Origin of the sequence: uncultured Shimia sp., from assembly GCF_913054185.1 — a bacterium.
In the GTDB taxonomy this organism is placed as follows: Bacteria; Pseudomonadota; Alphaproteobacteria; order Rhodobacterales; family Rhodobacteraceae; genus Shimia.
Genome location: NZ_CAJXIV010000092.1, coordinates 1 through 16,942 on the forward strand (window position 1 = coordinate 1; position 16,942 = coordinate 16,942).

Sequence of the window (16,942 nt, forward strand, 5' to 3'; positions counted from 1 at the left end):
CTGACCGACACCACCATGCGCGACGGGCACCAGTCGCTGCTGGCGACCCGGATGCGTTCGATCGACATGATCAAGGCGGCCCCGGCTTACGCGGCCAACCTCAGCAACCTCTTCTCAGTCGAATGCTGGGGCGGCGCGACCTTTGACGTGGCCTATCGTTTCTTGCAGGAATGCCCGTGGCAGCGCCTGCGCGACCTGCGCACTGCCATGCCGAACGTGCTGACACAAATGCTGCTGCGCGCGTCCAATGGCGTGGGTTACACCAATTACCCGGACAATGTGGTCAAGGAATTTGTCCGCCAGGCAGCCGAGACCGGTGTTGACGTGTTCCGTGTGTTTGACAGCCTCAACTGGGTCGAAAACATGCGCGTCGCGATGGATGCGGTGGGTGAAAACGGCAAGATTGTCGAAGGCACCGTCTGCTACACCGGTGACATCCTGAACCCCGACCGGTCGAAATATGACCTGAAATACTATGTCGGCATGGCGAAAGAGCTGGAAGCGGCGGGCGCGCATATCCTTGGCCTCAAGGACATGGCGGGCCTTCTGAAACCGGCCTCAGCCACGGCGCTGGTGAAGGCGCTGAAAGACGAGATCTCGATCCCGTTGCATTTCCACACCCATGACACCTCGGGCATTGCAGGCGCCACCATTCTGGCGGCCTCAGCCGCGGGTGTGGATGCGGTGGATGCGGCGATGGATGCGTTTTCCGGCGGTACCTCACAACCCTGCCTGGGCTCAATTGTCGAAGCACTGCGTCACACGGACCGCGACACCGGCCTGTCGATCGAAGCGATCCGCGAGATCAATGATTATTGGGAGCATGTGCGCGGGCAGTATGTCGCTTTTGAAAGCGGCCACGCCTCGCCCGCATCAGAAGTGTACCTACACGAAATGCCCGGCGGCCAGTTCACCAACCTCAAGGCACAGGCGCGTTCGTTGGGTCTGGAAGAGCGTTGGCCTGAAGTGGCGCAATCTTACGCCGATGTGAACCAGATGTTTGGTGACATTGTGAAGGTGACGCCTTCGTCCAAGGTTGTGGGCGACATGGCGCTGATGATGGTCAGCCAAAACCTCAGCCGCGATGACGTGGAAAATCCCGACACGGATGTGGCCTTCCCGGATTCGGTTGTCGACATGATGCGCGGCAACCTCGGCCAGCCCCCGGGTGGCTTCCCGGACTGCATCGTCAAGAAGGTGCTGAAAGACGACGCACCGAACCTGAACCGGCCCGGTGCACATCTAGAACCGATTGATTTGGAAACAACCCGCGTCAAGCTGTCGAAAGAGCTGGAAGGCTTCGATGTCGATGACGAGGATCTGAACGGTTACCTGATGTATCCCAAGGTGTTCCTGGATTACATGGGGCGTCACCGCGCCTATGGCCCGGTGCGCACCCTGCCCACCAAGACTTTCTTTTACGGCATGGAGCCAGGTGAGGAGATCGAGGCGGAAATCGATCCAGGCAAAACGCTGGAGATCCTGTTGCAGGCGGTTGGTGAGAACGACGAGAACGGCGAAGTGAAAGTGTTCTTTGAGCTGAACGGCCAACCGCGGGTGATCCGCGTGCCGAACCGCCTGGCCAAAGCCTCGACCGCTAGCCGTCCAAAAGCCGAAGAGAGCAACCCGGCCCATGTGGGTGCGCCGATGCCCGGCGTGGTGGCCTCGGTGGCTGTGGCTGCGGGCCAGGTGGTGCATGAAGGTGACCTGCTTCTGACCATCGAAGCGATGAAGATGGAAACCGGCATCCACGCTGAACGTGAAGCCACCGTGAAAGCGGTGCATGTCAGCGCCGGTGGTCAGATCGACGCCAAGGACCTCTTGGTCGAGCTGGATTGAGGTAGAATGAACATTGCAAGAAAAGGGCTGTTGCGGAAACTGGCGCAATCCTACTCTACGGGTTTTGATTGTGTGGCAGCTCTCAATGGAATGAATTTTGGCCCGTCGTCGTTCCTATTGGCCCGTTTCAAGGTGAACTCGATCATACCGCCTCGGTAGAGTCTAACGTTGGAAAATTAGCGAACCACGGACGTGCCTCCTCCAATTGTCGGCAAACGGACATCAAAGTGTTATCTTCGCCAAACCGCGCGGCCAACTGGACACCAATTGGTAAACCATCGGATGACATATGTAGCGGTAGCGAGGCGGCAGGTTGCCCACTTGCGTTAAAACACACTGTGAAAGGAGCGTATTCCGACATCATTCCATCTCCTAAACGGTAGTGCTCAAATTCCTTTCCTTCATGAGAAAGACGGCCAAGAAGTGCTGGAGGTTCGGCTAATGTCGGAGTTAATAGTAAATCATATTTGTTAAAAAACGTCGCCATATCTCTCCCAAATTTGTGAATTAGCTCGAGTGCCTCAACATATTGTTGTCCGGTTACCTCTTTTGCGTAGGTTGCGGCACTGAGTGTTACTTGTTCAACGTTTTCAAGCGTCGCCCACTCGCCGCGCTCTGCCTGAGCTTTCTGCAGGTCGAGAGCTACGCCACACGACACAATGCACATCCAAGCGCGAGCCAGGCCAAAATGATCAGCTCCCGGGCTTGCATATTCAACACTGTGCCCCAAGTCCTCAAGAATTGTGGCAGTGTTGCGGACAGCTTTTACGCATTCGGAATGGATGGAGAGGCCTGAAAAAGTCGTATCACAAATGGCAATTTTCAGAGGTTTAGTCTCCGTATGGAGCGATTGCGTAAAAGTTGTATCCATATGTGGCCCAGAATACGGTGAACCAAATTCATAGCCTTTCACAATATCAAGCAACGTAGCGCTATCGCGCACGCTTCGTGAAATAAACCCGTCGGTGCTCATTCCTCCCCAGCCTTCACCAGCATTTGGGCCCTTCGGAAGCAGACCTCTGCTAGGTTTGAAGCCGAACAAACCACAGCACGACGCGGGGATTCTAATTGATCCTCCACCATCGGAGGCATGTGCTGCTGGAACGATACCTGTTGCAACTGCAGCTGCTGCACCACCAGAAGACCCACCTGTAGAATGCTCTAGATTCCAAGGGTTGCGCGTTGGGCCTGCATAGACTTTTGCCTCAGTTGTTGCACCAATTCCACTTTCAGGAGAAGTGGTTCGACCGAACGTTACAAGACCTGCGCTCGCTAGTCTGTTATACAATGTCGAATTTTGCTTAAATTTTGTGTTGCTTGTCAGCCTGGAGCCCATGTGCGACGGAAAGTCTATCGCAGCAGCTCCGAGGTCTTTTAAAAGAAATGGCACACCATTTAACGCATCTTCCGGTAAGCCGTTTCTAATTAGTTTACGTGCTGTCTGCTCCTGCACAAGGACCACAGCATTGATCAAATCATTGACCTTTTGTGTTCGGTCTATCGCAAAAGTCAAAAGCTCTTCAGGCGAGACCTCGCCGTTGCGTACCAACCCGGCTAGCCCTACTGCATCAAAATCAACATAGTTCATTCAACCACCCCTCTATTGTTTTCGCCTTTGAAGCTTTCATTTGGCCGTAAAATGGTTGTCAGGCTTCTATGTAGACTTTGCATCGGAGAACGCACCTTTGCGCAGTCGGTAAATCTAATTAAATACTGCGTGACGCTCAATATATCTTCCAGATAACGATCATTTTTTGTTAAATTCCTTCAATTTATCAACAGGGAGGCGCACAGGAACGCCCCGCCCCCCTCTGGAGCAGGGGCGTCAACAAGATTGGCCTTGTCGTGGTTCTCCGCACAAGGATTGATAGCATTCATTGTTCCAAAGCATCATAATCCTCTGTGTTTAACGGCTTATGTTGTGGTTACATCAAGCTGATTCCGTTCATAGGACATTGTAGAATGTGAACCTGCTCGACCGGAGGCGGACATTATTGGCGAGTAACTTTGAGCGGGACTGGCAAGCCCTCAATGAGGTTAATGATTTTGACAGGCGTGAAACGAACCTGTGCTGAACCCTCAAGTGCAAAAGGGATAGTTTTGCATGTTCGATTTTGCGACGCCCGGTTTTCCGCCGCGTTGACTCGAATTTGGACTATACTTCAAACATTGGCAGATGTCGCCCTTCAGTGTTTTTTTTCTCGTCAATGCTTTAGCGGCACATTCGGACGCAGTTTCGAGATCATGCCGGAAAAATTCTGCGCCTGCGAGATGTGGATTGATCGAATAACGGAAAACCTTGATCGGTAGTGAAAATCAGTAAAGGGCGTAGATTGCTACATGGGATTCATCCGAATGAAATCTGATGGAGACCCACGATGAAGACATTGACCACCGCTGTTGCCTTCGCCGCAACTTTTATCACACCGGCTTTTGCCGACGAACCGTTTGCTCTGACCAGCAGCGATGTTGCTGAAGGTCAGACGCTGGACAACAAATTTGTTCTCAACGGGTTCGGTTGCGAAGGTGGAAACACATCGCCGGCTCTGGCCTGGAGCAATGCACCTGAAGGCACAAAGAGCTTTGTGGTCACCGCCTATGATCCTGATGCGCCGACAGGCTCTGGCTGGTGGCACTGGGTTGCGTTCGACATTTCGGCCAAGGTGACATCCCTGGATCAAGGCGCAGGATCGGTCGACGGCGCTATGCCGGAAGGGGCAATTCAGAGCCGAACAGACTTCGGTGCAACCGGCTTTGGCGGTGCTTGCCCACCTCCCGGTGAAGTGCACCGCTACGTGTTCACCGTTCATGCACTTGGCCTCGAAAAACTGGGCCTTGACGAAAACGCCAGCGCCGCGCTGGTCGGCTTCATGACCGGTGCTAATTCGCTCGGTTCCGCAACAGTTACCGCAGTTTACACTCGCTAATCCACTCACGATCCCAGCCGTCCGGCCTCCGGGGGGCTGGTTTTTTTGAACAATAGCCGGGCATGTATGCCGATGGACTGACAACAGGCAGGCACTCTCTCAGGAGTAAAAAAGAACAAGAAATTCCTAACAACACACCATCATCCTCCCTGATTATTTCCGACATTGCGGAAGGTGAAAGGCTAGGCTCAGGACCTATTAATCTGATTGAGGTTGTCGGTTCGGCGTGATTCAATCTCCCAAACTGCGGGGGTAATATGAGCAATCTTTACTGGCTGAATGAAGATCAAATGGCACGGCTTCGCCCCTATTTTCCGAAGAGCCACGGTGTACCACGCGTCGATGATCGGCGGGTATTGAGTGGTATTATCTTTATCAATCGCAACGGCTTACGCTGGCGTGATGCACCCAAGGAGTACGGGCCTGCAAAGACGCTCTACAACCGTTGGAAGCGGTGGAGCGATATGGGTGTATTTGCCCGGATCATGGAGGGGCTTGCCGCTGAAGCGCCTGACAACAAAACGATTTCTATCGACGCGACCTACCTCAAAGCCCACCGGACAGCTTCCAGCTTGTCGGTCAAAAAGGGGGGCGTGGACGTCTGATAGGGCGCACCAAAGGTGGTATGAACACAAAGTTGCATGCAGTGACCGACACGGTTGGGTGGCCCATTCGGTTCTTCATGACCGCCGGTCAAGTAAGCGACTACACTGGGGCGAGAGCTCTTGTGAGGCGCTTGCCCGCAGCCGACTGGCTGCTTGGGGATCGCGGCTATGACGCGGATTGGTTCTGTGAAGCCCTTGTAGGTATGGGAATATCGCCTTGCATCCCCGGACGAAAGTCACGCGGCAAGGCCGTCAAATATGACAAACGTCGATACAAACGCCGCAATCGTATCGAGATCATGTTTGGCCGTTTGAAAGATTGGAGGCGCGTAGCAACACGCTATGACAGGTGCCCCAAGGTGTTCCTTTCGGCCATCGCTCTCGCCGCAACCGTAATATTCTGGTTATGAGTCCTGAGCCTAGCACCATTCATGTCGTTAGATTTGATGGGTGACCTGGAATTGAACCGTGATTGGACCAAAGGGCTTTAAACCTCTAACGTTCTCGAATTGCCCCTTTGGGCGGAAGCTAGGCAATTCGATTACCTTTGTGCCATACAGCACGCAGTGTGGGCACCCCGTCTGTCAATCGAAAGCGGATCAAATCCGCCTGGAAACCAACCGATAGTCTCCCACGGTCATGTAAGTTTGTGTAGTGCGCCGGCGCTGCTGTCACGGTATGCAACCCCTTGGCCATGTTGCCCCATGCATTGCCCAACATCACCGCTCCCAGCAAAAGAGACGACGGTACGTAATCCGAACTGAGAATGTCCAACAAGCCCTGTTGCGCCAGATCGATTGCGGCGACGTTGCCTGAATGGCTTCCGCCCCGAACCAAGTTGGGGCCTCCCATGATATTGGCAATGCCATGCGCACGGTTAGCCTGTGCCGCTTCCAACGTGGTCGGAAACTCAGCCAAATGGATGCCATACTCCGCCGAAGTTGCCACTTGCTCCGCCGTGGTGTCATCATGGCTGGCCAAAACCGCACCAAATCTGGCGGCCGCAGCCACAGTTGCTTCTTCATGGGCCTTGCCAAGCTTGGTATGCAGCCCGTGCAGAAACTGGACGTAGTCTCCAAAACTGCCTTCATCCATCGCATATTTTCCGCGTACATAGGCTTCAAATTTGGACACATCGGTGAATTGCCGCTGGCCAGGCGTATGATCCATCAAACTGACAATACCAACCCGATCCTCAGGACCAAACTCGCCCAATTCTTCCACAAGGGTCTCTGAGCAGGTTTCGGCTCGCAAATGAATATGGTGGCTGATGCGCAACGCGCCGCTATTGCGCATCGACAAGATCTCGTCTGCCACAGAGCGCGCGTATTTTCCGTAATTGCGCCGCTCATCTGAGAGGATCGACCCAACCCGAAGCGCATCAAATACGGTTGTAATGCCAACGCTTGCCAGTTCTGCATCATGGGCCACAATCGCGGCCTGATGAGGCCAATCCACCTTAGGGCGCGGCTTCATATGTCGCTCCAGATTGTCTGTGTGTAATTCCACCAGCCCTGGCGCCACAAAATCGCCGTCGCAATCCTCAGCTCCAGTAGGAACCGATGCGCCCGGCGCCATGTCGACGATGTGCCCGTCACGCACCACAATTGAGCCAGTGATGGTTTCCTCGGGCAAAACGAGGGTGGCATTTGCAAGGATCATCTCATGTGTCATGTGGGTGTCACGCATTGTTGGCATTCGCTGTCAAAAGGTTGAAAGAGGCACCATGCAGTTTCAAAGATACGGCGTTTACTACACTCCGCACCCTGGCGCACTGGCGGATTTCGGGAGGTCTTGGTTGGGTTGGGACCCTGTTGCGGGCCAAACAGTCGCCCACCTGGCCGTAGAAAGTTTGCCTCAAAAAATCTCTGAAATTACAGCGACCCCACGCAAATACGGGCTGCACGGCACGATAAAACCACCGTTCTTCTTGGCTGACGGCACGGACGCCGACGGGCTCGCAATGTGTTTTGAGGCGCTGTGCACCACATTGGCTCCGGTCACTTTGGACGGTCTGTTTTTGACACAACTGGGAAACTTCATTGCGCTCAAGATCGACGGCGATCAGACTCCACTTGCTGAATTGGCGGACACGGTGGTCCTCGAATTGGACCCATTTCGTGCCACGCCGAATGAGGTCGAATTGGCGCGACGCCGAAAGGCCAATTTGTCGACCACTCAGGAGGCGCTTTTGGCGAAATGGGGATATCCCTATGTGATGGAAGAGTTCCGATTCCACATCACGCTGACTGGTGACCTTGGCCGCGACGTAGAGGCCACTATGGAAGCGCTTGATCCCCATATCGCGCCGCTGCTGCCGCGGCCCTTTAAGGTCGAGAGCCTGACGTTGGTCGGCGAGACGCACGACGGGATGTTCCACGAAATCCACCGTCATGCCCTCACCGGTTGCAGCGCAGCCAAGGCGCGCTGAACCGTCTCGCCTAACGGCCCGTCGTTGGAGATTTCGATCACATCATCACCTTGCGGGCGCATGCTACCCGCACGCTCTAGACGCGCGACGATCTCCGCTGAGGTTTCCCGGCCGCGTGCCGTCAAACGGTCGCCCAACGTTTCGGTTCTTGCCTTGAGTGACAAGACCGCAAAGTCGTCAAAGGCCGCTCGCGCCTGATCCAAAATACCGCGTGACAAGTTTACCAGAACTATGGAAGCTCCCGGGGCATCGACCGCGGCACGCGGCACGCCGTAACGCAGGCCATGCGCGGCCCACCATAGTTGAAAATGGTCCTGCGCAACCTGATCATCAAACTCAGCTTCTGTGGCGCCGATCGATTTTTCACCTCCTGCTCCGGCCGGCCGGGTGATCACCCGTCGAACCAGTTGGATATCTTTGCGCAGCGCTGCCATGGCTTCCATCACGGAATCTTTGCCAACGCCGGAAGGACCGACAACACCAACAACCTTGGTTGTCATCATGCCGCTCCCTTCGTGACGTTGGGGGTGTAGACAGAGACATCGATTTCCCGATCACACACCCGATCGCGCGCCGCTTCGTCGTGGAAGATCCCGATAATTGCTGCTCCGCCTGCCTTGGCTTCCTCAATGAGGCTCAGCACGGTTTCGCGATTGACGGCATCCAGGCTCGCCGTAGGTTCATCCAACAGCATTGCCGGATAGGTATGCGCAAAGCCACGCGCAATATTCACGCGCTGCTGCTCGCCGCCAGAAAAAGAGGTCGGCGACAGGGACCACAACCGTTCTGGGATATTGAGCCGTGCCAACAGATCACGAGCCCGATCGCGTGCGGTATCGGAGTCAACCCCAACGGCCAACAGCGGGTCGGCCACCACATCCAAAGTGGGCACCCGTGGCACCACACGCAGGAACTGGCTCACATAGCCTAGAACTTCCCGGCGCAGCGCCATTATCTCACGCGGTTCCGCAGTGACCACATCCACACCGCCTACCAAAATCGATCCGCCTGCAGAAAGGTAATTTCCGTATATCATCCGCATTAGCGTCGATTTTCCCGCGCCAGAGGCACCGGTTAGAGCGACACATTTGCCAGGTGCCACTGTGAGTTCTGCCCCCTGCATAACCGGAATGATCACACCGCCCTGATTGTGCAACGTGAAGGTCTTGCTAAGATTTTTGATCTCAATCATCTGTATGTCTTTCTCAAAACCTTGGGGTCACACTTGCAAAACCGAGCTGACAAGCAGCTGGGTATAGGCATGTTGCGGATCATCCAGCACTTGATCGGTCAGGCCGGTTTCGACCACATGGCCGTCCTTCATCACCATCAGGCGGTCCGCCAAGAGTCGCACTACGGCAAGGTCGTGCGTCACAATGATAGCACTCAGCCCCATTTCACGCACAAGCCCGCGCACGAGGTCCAGAAGGCGGGCTTGCACCGAAACATCCAAGCCACCAGTGGGCTCGTCCATGAATACCAACCGCGGCCCGGTCACCAGATTACGCGCAATTTGCAAGCGCTGTTGCATGCCTCCGGAAAACTGCGATGGGCGATCATCCACACGTGTGTCGCTAATCTCCACACGACCAAGCCAGTCGATCGCGTTCTCGCGAATATTGCCGTAATGCCGTGCGCCAACAGCCATCAACCGCTCGCCCACATTGCCCCCGGCGCTTACATTCATGCGCAACCCGTCTCGCGCATGTTGGTGCACAAAAGCCCAGTCGGTGCGGCTGAGCATCCGCCGTTCCGGTTCACTCATTGTGACCGTATCGCGCATGGCACCGTCGCGCATTTCGAACAAAACCTCGCCGATTTCTGGATTGAGATGCCCAGCGAGGCAGTTGAGCAAAGTCGACTTGCCTGACCCACTCTCCCCAACAATTCCCATGACCTCTCCCGGATAGAGGTCAAAATTCACGTCTTTGCAGCCAATTCTGCGGCCGTAAAACTTGCTGATGTTCTCAACTTTCAGAAGCGGCGTCATACGGCTGTCTCCTCAAGAGCTGCGCTTGCAGCGGCAGCTTGCGCGCCTATGTGCCCCGCTTGGCGGCGGCCCGTGCAATAATCGGTGTCGGAGCAGACAAACATCCGCCCACCGGAATCATCCATGATGACCTCATCCAGATAGCTGTCGGTTGCTCCACACATGTCACAAGCGTGGTCCGCTTTGCTGGCCTCAAACGGAAAGTCTTCAAAATCAAGGCTCACGACCTTGCAATACGGCGGCAACGCATAGATCCGCTGTTCGCGCCCTGCACCAAACAGTTGGATAGCCGCCATTTCCATCTTTGGATTATCAAATTTCGGAATCGGTGACGGGTCCATCACGTAGCGCCCTTCCACTTTCACCGGATAGGCATAGGAGGTCGCAATCGCACCGTGTTTGGCGATGTCCTCATAGAGCTTTACATGCATGAGGCCATATTCTTCCAGACTGTGCATCTTGCGGGTCTCAATCTCCGAGGGCTCTAGGAACCTCAGCGGTTCTGGAATTGGCACCTGATAGACCAGTATCTGATCCTCACGCAGGTCTTCTTCGGGGATGCGGTGGCGAGTTTGAATGATGCTGGCTGCACCGGTTTCTTCCGTCGTTGCCACCCCAGCGGTTTTCTCAAAGAATTTGCGGATCGACACAGCGTTGGTGGTGTCATCCGCACCCTGGTCGATAACCTTGAGGGTGTCAGCTGGCGTCAATGTGGCCGCGGAGACCTGCACACCCCCTGTGCCCCAACCATAAGGCATCGGCATTTCGCGGCTTGCAAAAGGCACTTGGTACCCCGGAATGGCGAGTCCTTTGAGGATTGCGCGCCGGATCATGCGCTTGGTCTGTTCATCCAGATAAGCAAAGTTGTAGTCGCTCATTCTGCGGCCTCCTGAATGGGGTTTGCGTTCTCCAAAGCTTCGCGGCGCAGCTTGCGGATCAACTCCAGTTCAGACTGGAAATCCACGTAGTGCGGCAGTTTGATGTGCTCCAAGAAGCCCGTCGCCTGAATGTTGTCAGAGTGATAGAGTACAAACTCCTCGTCCTGCGCCGGGGCGCCAAGGTTGTCCTCGCCTAGTTCTTCCCAACGCAAGGCCCGATCCACCAGCGCCATGGAAATTGACTTGCGCTCTGACTGACCAAACACCAGGCCATAACCACGGGTGAACTGTGGGGGCTCTGTTTTGGAGCCCTGAAACTGGTTCACAGTCTCACATTCGGTCAGTTCGACCTCTCCGATTTCAATGGCAAAGCCTAGCTCCGGGATATCCATCTCCACCGGCACTTTGCCGATACGCAACTCACCCACAAAGGCATGGTTGCGCGCGTAGCCACGCTGTGTGGAGTAAGCCATCGACAGAACAAAACCCTCATCCCCCCTGGTCAGCGCTTGCAGACGCAGCGGACGGTTGGCCGGCAATTCCAAGGGTTCCCGCGTTAAATCACCTGGCACGTCCTCTGAAGTCGCTTCGGCCTGGATCAGCCCCTCTTTGTTGAGAAAGTCGGTGATGTGCGGGGTTGACTCTAACCGCGCCTCGCCTTTTGCGGTGCTAGGAACCTCGCCATCGGCGGCCAGTGCAAAATCTAACAGACGATGAGTATAGTCAAACGTCGGCCCCAGAACTTGCCCACCTGGTGCATCTTTAAAGGTCGCCGAAATTCGGCGATCACAAGCCATTGCCTCGGTTTCCACCGGTGTCGAAGCCCCGAAACGCGGCAGGGTGGTGCGATAAGCACGAATGAGGAAGATCGCCTCGATCATATCACCGCGCGCTTGCTTTATCGCCAGCGCTGCCAGATCAGGATCGTAAAGTGAACCCTCGGCCATCACACGGTTCACGGCTAGGCTCAGTTGCTCACGGATCTGTGACACGGACAATTCCGCTACATTCAGATCCCCGCGCCGTTCTTCCGCCAACCACGCGTGGGCGTTATCAATCGCGCGCTCGCCGCCTTTCACTGCTACATACATCAAGCCACCTCCACTTTAGTCGTTCGTGGAAGCGCTGATACCTGATCACCGCTGGTGAAAAAGAAATCGAGACCCAATGGGAAAAGCATGGCGTTCATCTGAAACGCCTCTGTCTCCGGTAAAGACATAGTTACACTGTCCTTGATGCCAGGGCCGCGCAGGGCCATGCCTTCCTGCGCCAGCACCTCCTGTTCAACAATCAATGTGGCGGAGCGGTCTGGATACTCCGGTGTGCCAATGGCAAAGCGGCTCAGGGGAGCCAGTGCCTCCCATGAGCCGAGGGCAAACATGGAAAACTCCGCCGCCACAACAGGGGCACCGATGTGGAAGGAAACCCACGCGCGTACATCTTCGCAATCGAAGTCACCCGCCAGATGTAGAGGCGTGTCCGGATCACATAACGTCAATAGAAGTGTGCCCGCAGCCACGCTGACCGGCGCAGGCGGCTGCGCACCTTGCAAGACTTCCACTGTACCGGGACAGGCCATAGCGTTCATAGCAGCACGGAAGGCGTAGGCCGCATCCACCGGAGCATTCCCAAAGCCGCCTTTCAAGACCTCTGTATTCATGAGTCTTCTCCCCGCACCATGGTGAAGAAATCCACCTTTGTGGCAGCGGCTTTTTCCGCCCTATCGGTTTTGGCCTCTGCCATTTCGAGCTCCAGCGGCGTCAGGATGGCGGCCGCGACCACTTCCGCTTCCGGTCCTTGCATCAAGGCATCCACCAACGCCGCGATCCGTGCTTTGGCTTTATCGCGCCCCTGCACATAGCCATGCCCCAATTCGCCGCTCTCCAGCTGCAACGCGCAGCGGGTCAAGGTCATTTCGCCAAGATTGAAGGGCGCACCAGTTCCACCAAGCCGCCCGCGCACCATCGAGGCGCCTATTTCGGGTGCACGCAGCCAATGAAAGGCCGGGGTGGCGCCGTGCGCTTGCCAAAGCACGTTCAGCCGGTCTGCAGGCGCCTTGGCAAGCAGCGACATCCAGGCGCGTCTGTTATTTTCTGCGGTCATCTAGACACCTTGTGAATTTGTCTACATTACTATACAACTAGACAAATACTAGCGTTGCGACGCGAGTCGCGCAATCCTGAGACCCATGAAGTTTTCATGACACAGAGCAGTAACTGACCAAACCATGACCGCCAAACGCACCCCGATCTGGCAATCCATTGCCACCGCCCTCACGGAAGACATCACCGAAGGCCGCTATAGCCCCGGAGACAAGCTGCCCACAGAAGCTGAGCTGTCTGCGCGGTTTGGTGTCAATCGTCACACCGTCAGGCACGCGATAAAATCCATGTCCGAGAATGGCTTGGTGCATGCCCGGCGCGGCGCAGGTGTGTTTGTTGCCCAGGTGCCCACGGACTATGCCATTGGTCGGCGAGTGCGCTTCCATCGCAATCTGGAACAGGCGGGCCGACTGCCCGGCAAGGAAGTTCTGCATCTGGAAACCCGCGCGGCCGATGCCAAAGAAATAGAAGCTCTGCAGCTACCCGAAGGCGCCTGCGTGCATGTTTATGACGGGCTGTCGCTTGCCGATGATCAACCAATTGCGGTTTTTCGCAGTGTCTTCCCCGAAACACGTTTCCCAGACATGACCACTCAGTTGGCCGAGTTGCGATCGGTCACAGCCGCGCTCAAAGCCAACAATGTGCAGGACTACACCCGCGCTTGGACACGCCTCACGGCGAAACGCGCGACAGCTACGCAAGCGTTGCACCTGCGCCTGACCGAGGGAGACCCAATCCTACGCTCGGTCGGCGTGAACGTGGATGCATGCCAGGAACCAGTGGAATTTGGCACAACATGGTTTGCGGGAGACCGCGTCACTCTCACATTGTCAGAATAGTGCCGTTTCGCGCAAACTCCGGAGATCCGGACCGGGGCGCGTCACGCAGGCGACACATAAACCTCCTATAGATGGGGCAAAATCATATTGAGCACCCCCATGTCTAGACCGACCCTCTCCCTGCGCCTGACCGGCGCCCAAATTCTGCGCAACGGCCGCCTTGAGGAAGGCACCCTTGCGCTTGAGCACGGGGTGATCACCACTGGCCCTGTGCCTGAGGTGGACCTCTCCGGTTATTTGGTATTGCCCGGCATAATCGACATGCACGGAGACGCCTTTGAACGCCACATTGCACCACGCCCATCGGCGCCGTTTCCATTGGAAATGGGGCTGCGGGCAACCGATCGCGACGCAGCGGCCAATGGCGTGACAACCGCATGGTTGGCGCAAAGCTGGAGCTGGGAAGGTGGACACCGTGGGCCAGATGCGGCTGAAACCCTGATGTCGGCCATGGATCACTACCGCGATCACTCCGTGACGGATCTGCGCATTCAGGTCCGCTGTGAAACACACACCGTGGACACCGGCGACCGGCTACTTAACGCCATCAAAAAGCACGGTATCGACTATGTGGTGTTCAACAACCACCTCGAAGAGGCGCTGTTTCTGGCACGCGAACAACCGGATGAAATTACACTCTGGGCCAAAAAGGCTGGTCGCTCACCCGAGGAGCATATGCGTCTCGTACGCGCCGCCTTTGACCAAAGCCCACGCGTACCGCGCTATCTCTGTTCCTTGGCGGAAAGTTTCGACACTCTCGGTGTGCGGTACGGCAGTCATGACGATCCGGATGGCGATACCCGTGAGCGCTATTCTGTTCTCGGTGCGCGCGTTTGTGAATTCCCAACCGCGCGCGGGCCCGCAGCGGTTGCTAAGGCCGTTGGAGATCATGTCGTCATGGGCGCCCCCAACATCGTGCGAGGCGGCAGCCAGGCCGGCAACATCAAGGCGTCACGTTTGGTTGGGGATGACCTTTGCGACGTGCTGGTCTCAGATTACCACTATCCGGCTCTGTCCAAAGCCGCTTTTCGCATGGTCGATGAAGGTCTGTGTGACCTTCCCAAAGCCTGGGCCATGATTTCGAGCAATGCGGCAGAGATCATGGGATTGAACGACTGCGGTGGGCTTGCGCCAGGTCAACGTGCCGACATCGCAATCGTAAATGAACAGACACATGCGGTTGAAGGCACCATTTCTGGCGGGCGCATCTCGCATTTGACTGGCGAAGCCGCGCATCGCTTCTTCGCCAACCAACCGACGTCACATTTGGCAGCCGAATAGACCGCCAGTGTTCAGCGCTCGTATTTTTCCAGAAACGCTTCAGCTTTCAGTGCGCGAAAATCAGCGAGCGCGTCGCGCAAGCGGACATGGCTCCAATCCCACCAGGCCAAGTCCATCAAGCGATCTGCCACGGTCTCACTGAACCGTCTGCGCAGGGGCGTCGCCGGCATGCCCGCCACAATCATGTAAGGTGGCACATCCTTGGTCACTACAGCACCGCTGGCCACGATGCTGCCGTGGCCCAATCTTACCTCAGGTTTGATCATAGCCCCATGACCAATCCAGGTGTCATGACCAATGGTGGCCACACGGCTCTGGCGATGCGCAAAGAACTCCGAATGAGGTTCGACGTCGTCAAAGTAGTCGTTTGATCGATACAGAAAATGATGCAGCGACGCGTTTTCCATCGGATGATCAGTCGCCCCTATCCGGCTAAAGGCAGCAATATTTGCAAACTTGCCAATTCTGGCATTGGCCACTTCTGCCATCCGATCACAGTAGGAATAGTCATCAAAATGGGCCGAGATGATCCGGCTGCTTTGTCCGATCTCCACATACCGCCCAAAAGTGGCGTCGTGCAGTATGCAATTGTCGTGGATCAGCGGCGTGTCTGCTGAGAGCTTGGGCATTGTTCTCTCCCGTTTCGTTTTTTGAATAAACATTCTAATCGAAGGAGAAATCGATCAGTGACCGCTTTCGTCACCGGTGATGAGCTTGCGGCGCAGCCAGCCGGAGAACCAATCCATGATCATCACCATCAAAATGATGAGCACGATGTAGTAGGTCACTTCTTCCCAATCTTTCTGGGTGATCATGGCTTGCGTGAGCAAGAGACCAATGCCGCCACCGGTAATGGCGCCAATGATAGTTGCGCTGCGGGTGTTGCTCTCCAGATAGTAGAGAATCTGGCTCAACAAGATTGGGGTGATCTGTGGGATCACGCCAAAGCGGTAGCGTTGCACCGGTTTGGCGCCGGTGGATTGGATGCCTTCGATCTGTTTCTTGTCCACGTTTTCTAGCGCCTCAGAGAACATTTTGCCAAAGCTGCCGGTATCCGTGATCAGGATCGCCAGTGCACCAGTTAAAGGCCCCGGCCCAAAAGCGCGCGACAGAATGATTGTCCAGATCAACGCATCCACACCACGGAAGAAGTCAAAGAAACGGCGGGTAACCTGTCGGATCAGCACCAACGGGGTGAAATTCTTGGCCGCCAGAAAGGCTAGAGGCAGCGCCACAATGGCAGCCCCCATGGTGCCAAGGAAGGCCATTAGCATGGTTTCAAAGATTGCCCAGGCAACATCGGCGTGCCGCCACATCTTGTTTGTCCAAAAGTCTTGCCAGATTTCGGCGTGCTCACCACCCAAAGCGCATGACATCACTTCACCTACGCTCAGGCCGGAATACGGACTATCGAGTGTGAAGAAAAACAACTCCCAGCCAGTGAAATACCGAAACACCTCCGTGCGGTTGCGCGTGATGGTCAATCGGCCGGCATCGGTGGTGATTGTCATGCGGTTTTTGGAGGCGTTGATCCACTCTGGCACGGCTTCGGTCGGCAAGACCGCTTGCACACCTTTGCTGCGGCTAGGCTGTGCTGTAATCAAGCCGTAGCCTGGCACGTCGTAGCTGACAAAATTGTCTGGGCCGTAGGTCACAACATGACTATCGCCCAGATCAATCACCGTCTCGGCAGCCCCCAAAGTCACCCACTCAGGCGCAGTGCCCTCTGGATAGGTGCCCTTGCGCTCACCCTCGATGGCGGCAGTGACCTCTCCCGTTCGGTTGTCCCGCGCGATGTGGGTCTTATAGCTGTAGCTGTCCGCCACCAACGCGCGGGCATTGTCGACCTCAAACCGTTGGGTCAGGCCCGGAATGTCAAAGGCAAAGAAGATGTAGGTCAGATAGGCGATCACGATGGCCGGCAGGCCAAAGCTCATCAGTTTCTTACGGCCAAACAGGCGGTCGGCCTCGACCTTCAGCAGATCGGTTTCATTGGCTGTGATGGTCATGACGTCGCCTTTTGTGTTTTGCCGTGGGTCAGGCGCTCGCG

General features: G+C 55.9%; 17 protein-coding genes. 6 read left to right on the forward strand and 11 right to left on the reverse strand.

Annotated elements, in window-relative coordinates:
• On the forward strand, positions 1–1,839 hold a 1,839-nt coding region (locus QZ517_RS16215; RefSeq protein WP_294228658.1), incomplete at its 5' end, for a pyruvate carboxylase subunit B.
• A 142-nt stretch (positions 1,840–1,981) separates the two neighbouring features.
• Here QZ517_RS16215 and QZ517_RS16220 read toward each other — a convergent pair.
• Positions 1,982–3,427, reverse strand: a complete 1,446-nt coding sequence (locus tag QZ517_RS16220; RefSeq protein ID WP_294228661.1) for an amidase — start codon at positions 3,425–3,427, stop codon at positions 1,982–1,984.
• 790 nt (positions 3,428–4,217) lie between these two features.
• Here QZ517_RS16220 and QZ517_RS16225 point away from each other — a divergent pair.
• Together QZ517_RS16225 and QZ517_RS16230 are read left to right on the forward strand one after the other, a co-directional pair.
• Complete coding sequence (locus QZ517_RS16225; protein WP_294228664.1) at positions 4,218–4,766, forward strand: kinase inhibitor; 549 nt, start codon at positions 4,218–4,220, stop codon at positions 4,764–4,766.
• 257 nt (positions 4,767–5,023) lie between these two features.
• Positions 5,024–5,781, forward strand: a protein-coding gene (locus QZ517_RS16230; protein WP_294228666.1) for an IS5 family transposase whose coding sequence is annotated in 2 segments (ribosomal slippage) — positions 5,024–5,342 and positions 5,342–5,781 — 759 coding nt in all. Because the reading frame shifts where the segments join, the coding sequence is not laid out codon by codon here.
• A 118-nt stretch (positions 5,782–5,899) separates the two neighbouring features.
• On the opposite strand, the gene QZ517_RS16235 is transcribed toward QZ517_RS16230, so the two are convergent.
• Positions 5,900–7,045 carry an alpha-D-ribose 1-methylphosphonate 5-triphosphate diphosphatase gene (locus QZ517_RS16235; protein WP_294228668.1) on the reverse strand — a complete coding sequence of 382 codons (1,146 nt, stop codon included), beginning with the start codon at positions 7,043–7,045 and terminating at the stop codon, positions 5,900–5,902.
• A gap of 52 nt (positions 7,046–7,097) precedes the next feature.
• On the opposite strand from QZ517_RS16235, the gene QZ517_RS16240 reads away from it, so the two are divergent.
• Positions 7,098–7,802: a DUF1045 domain-containing protein gene (locus QZ517_RS16240; protein ID WP_294228671.1), complete on the forward strand. Its 705-nt coding sequence runs from the start codon at positions 7,098–7,100 to the stop codon at positions 7,800–7,802.
• On the opposite strand, the gene QZ517_RS16245 is transcribed toward QZ517_RS16240, so the two are convergent.
• Genes QZ517_RS16245 through phnG form a run of 7 tightly spaced genes read right to left on the reverse strand, consistent with a single transcriptional unit; the run spans position 7,763 to position 12,773 of the window.
• Entirely contained in the window at positions 7,763–8,302 is a 540-nt protein-coding gene (locus QZ517_RS16245; protein WP_164645217.1) for a phosphonate metabolism protein/1,5-bisphosphokinase (PRPP-forming) PhnN, read from the reverse strand. The genes QZ517_RS16240 and QZ517_RS16245 overlap by 40 nt on opposite strands.
• Positions 8,302–8,994 (reverse strand): phosphonate C-P lyase system protein PhnL, encoded by a 693-nt coding sequence (gene phnL / locus QZ517_RS16250; RefSeq protein ID WP_164645216.1) that lies wholly within the window; start codon positions 8,992–8,994, stop codon positions 8,302–8,304. Before phnL ends, QZ517_RS16245 begins: the two co-directional genes overlap by 1 nt.
• Positions 8,995–9,021: 27 nt before the next feature.
• Complete coding sequence (gene phnK / locus QZ517_RS16255; RefSeq protein ID WP_294228679.1) at positions 9,022–9,792, reverse strand: phosphonate C-P lyase system protein PhnK; 771 nt, start codon at positions 9,790–9,792, stop codon at positions 9,022–9,024.
• A complete protein-coding gene (locus QZ517_RS16260; protein ID WP_294228682.1) occupies positions 9,789–10,670 on the reverse strand; it encodes an alpha-D-ribose 1-methylphosphonate 5-phosphate C-P-lyase PhnJ in 882 nt (293 codons plus the stop codon). The genes phnK and QZ517_RS16260 overlap by 4 nt, the downstream gene beginning before the upstream one ends.
• The gene (locus tag QZ517_RS16265) at positions 10,667–11,761 is read right to left on the reverse strand and encodes a carbon-phosphorus lyase complex subunit PhnI (protein WP_294228685.1); all 1,095 of its coding nucleotides are present in this window, start codon (positions 11,759–11,761) and stop codon (positions 10,667–10,669) included. The genes QZ517_RS16260 and QZ517_RS16265 overlap by 4 nt, the downstream gene beginning before the upstream one ends.
• Complete coding sequence (gene phnH / locus QZ517_RS16270; RefSeq protein WP_294228687.1) at positions 11,761–12,330, reverse strand: phosphonate C-P lyase system protein PhnH; 570 nt, start codon at positions 12,328–12,330, stop codon at positions 11,761–11,763. The genes QZ517_RS16265 and phnH overlap by 1 nt, the downstream gene beginning before the upstream one ends.
• The gene (gene phnG / locus QZ517_RS16275) at positions 12,327–12,773 is read right to left on the reverse strand and encodes a phosphonate C-P lyase system protein PhnG (RefSeq protein ID WP_294228691.1); all 447 of its coding nucleotides are present in this window, start codon (positions 12,771–12,773) and stop codon (positions 12,327–12,329) included. Before phnG ends, phnH begins: the two co-directional genes overlap by 4 nt.
• A gap of 124 nt (positions 12,774–12,897) precedes the next feature.
• Here phnG and phnF point away from each other — a divergent pair, with 124 nt between their 5' ends.
• Together phnF and QZ517_RS16285 are read left to right on the forward strand one after the other, a co-directional pair.
• Positions 12,898–13,611: a phosphonate metabolism transcriptional regulator PhnF gene (gene phnF, locus QZ517_RS16280; protein WP_294228695.1), complete on the forward strand. Its 714-nt coding sequence runs from the start codon at positions 12,898–12,900 to the stop codon at positions 13,609–13,611.
• 99 nt (positions 13,612–13,710) lie between these two features.
• Positions 13,711–14,892 carry an alpha-D-ribose 1-methylphosphonate 5-triphosphate diphosphatase gene (locus tag QZ517_RS16285; RefSeq protein WP_294228698.1) on the forward strand — a complete coding sequence of 394 codons (1,182 nt, stop codon included), beginning with the start codon at positions 13,711–13,713 and terminating at the stop codon, positions 14,890–14,892.
• 11 nt (positions 14,893–14,903) lie between these two features.
• Here the strand turns inward: QZ517_RS16285 and QZ517_RS16290 are convergent, their stop codons facing one another.
• Positions 14,904–15,521, reverse strand: a complete 618-nt coding sequence (locus QZ517_RS16290) for a chloramphenicol acetyltransferase (protein ID WP_294228701.1) — start codon at positions 15,519–15,521, stop codon at positions 14,904–14,906.
• A gap of 54 nt (positions 15,522–15,575) precedes the next feature.
• Positions 15,576–16,901 carry a phosphonate ABC transporter, permease protein PhnE gene (gene phnE, locus QZ517_RS16295; protein WP_294228704.1) on the reverse strand — a complete coding sequence of 442 codons (1,326 nt, stop codon included), beginning with the start codon at positions 16,899–16,901 and terminating at the stop codon, positions 15,576–15,578.
• Between the last annotated feature and the right edge of the window lie 41 nt (positions 16,902–16,942).

Excerpts from the sequence above, each read along its gene's own strand:
- QZ517_RS16220 (WP_294228661.1), bottom strand. The coding sequence starts at position 3,427 with ATGAACTATGTTGATTTTGATGCAGTAGGGCTAGCCGGGTTGGTACGC.
- QZ517_RS16225 (WP_294228664.1), top strand. The coding sequence starts at position 4,218 with ATGAAGACATTGACCACCGCTGTTGCCTTCGCCGCAACTTTTATCACA.
- QZ517_RS16235 (WP_294228668.1), bottom strand. The coding sequence starts at position 7,045 with ATGACACATGAGATGATCCTTGCAAATGCCACCCTCGTTTTGCCCGAG.
- QZ517_RS16240 (WP_294228671.1), top strand. The coding sequence starts at position 7,098 with ATGCAGTTTCAAAGATACGGCGTTTACTACACTCCGCACCCTGGCGCA.
- QZ517_RS16245 (WP_164645217.1), bottom strand. The coding sequence starts at position 8,302 with ATGACAACCAAGGTTGTTGGTGTTGTCGGTCCTTCCGGCGTTGGCAAA.
- phnL (WP_164645216.1), bottom strand. The coding sequence starts at position 8,994 with ATGATTGAGATCAAAAATCTTAGCAAGACCTTCACGTTGCACAATCAG.
- phnK (WP_294228679.1), bottom strand. The coding sequence starts at position 9,792 with ATGACGCCGCTTCTGAAAGTTGAGAACATCAGCAAGTTTTACGGCCGC.
- QZ517_RS16260 (WP_294228682.1), bottom strand. The coding sequence starts at position 10,670 with ATGAGCGACTACAACTTTGCTTATCTGGATGAACAGACCAAGCGCATG.
- QZ517_RS16265 (WP_294228685.1), bottom strand. The coding sequence starts at position 11,761 with ATGTATGTAGCAGTGAAAGGCGGCGAGCGCGCGATTGATAACGCCCAC.
- phnH (WP_294228687.1), bottom strand. The coding sequence starts at position 12,330 with ATGAATACAGAGGTCTTGAAAGGCGGCTTTGGGAATGCTCCGGTGGAT.
- phnG (WP_294228691.1), bottom strand. The coding sequence starts at position 12,773 with ATGACCGCAGAAAATAACAGACGCGCCTGGATGTCGCTGCTTGCCAAG.
- phnF (WP_294228695.1), top strand. The coding sequence starts at position 12,898 with ATGACCGCCAAACGCACCCCGATCTGGCAATCCATTGCCACCGCCCTC.
- QZ517_RS16285 (WP_294228698.1), top strand. The coding sequence starts at position 13,711 with ATGTCTAGACCGACCCTCTCCCTGCGCCTGACCGGCGCCCAAATTCTG.
- QZ517_RS16290 (WP_294228701.1), bottom strand. The coding sequence starts at position 15,521 with ATGCCCAAGCTCTCAGCAGACACGCCGCTGATCCACGACAATTGCATA.
- phnE (WP_294228704.1), bottom strand. The coding sequence starts at position 16,901 with ATGACCATCACAGCCAATGAAACCGATCTGCTGAAGGTCGAGGCCGAC.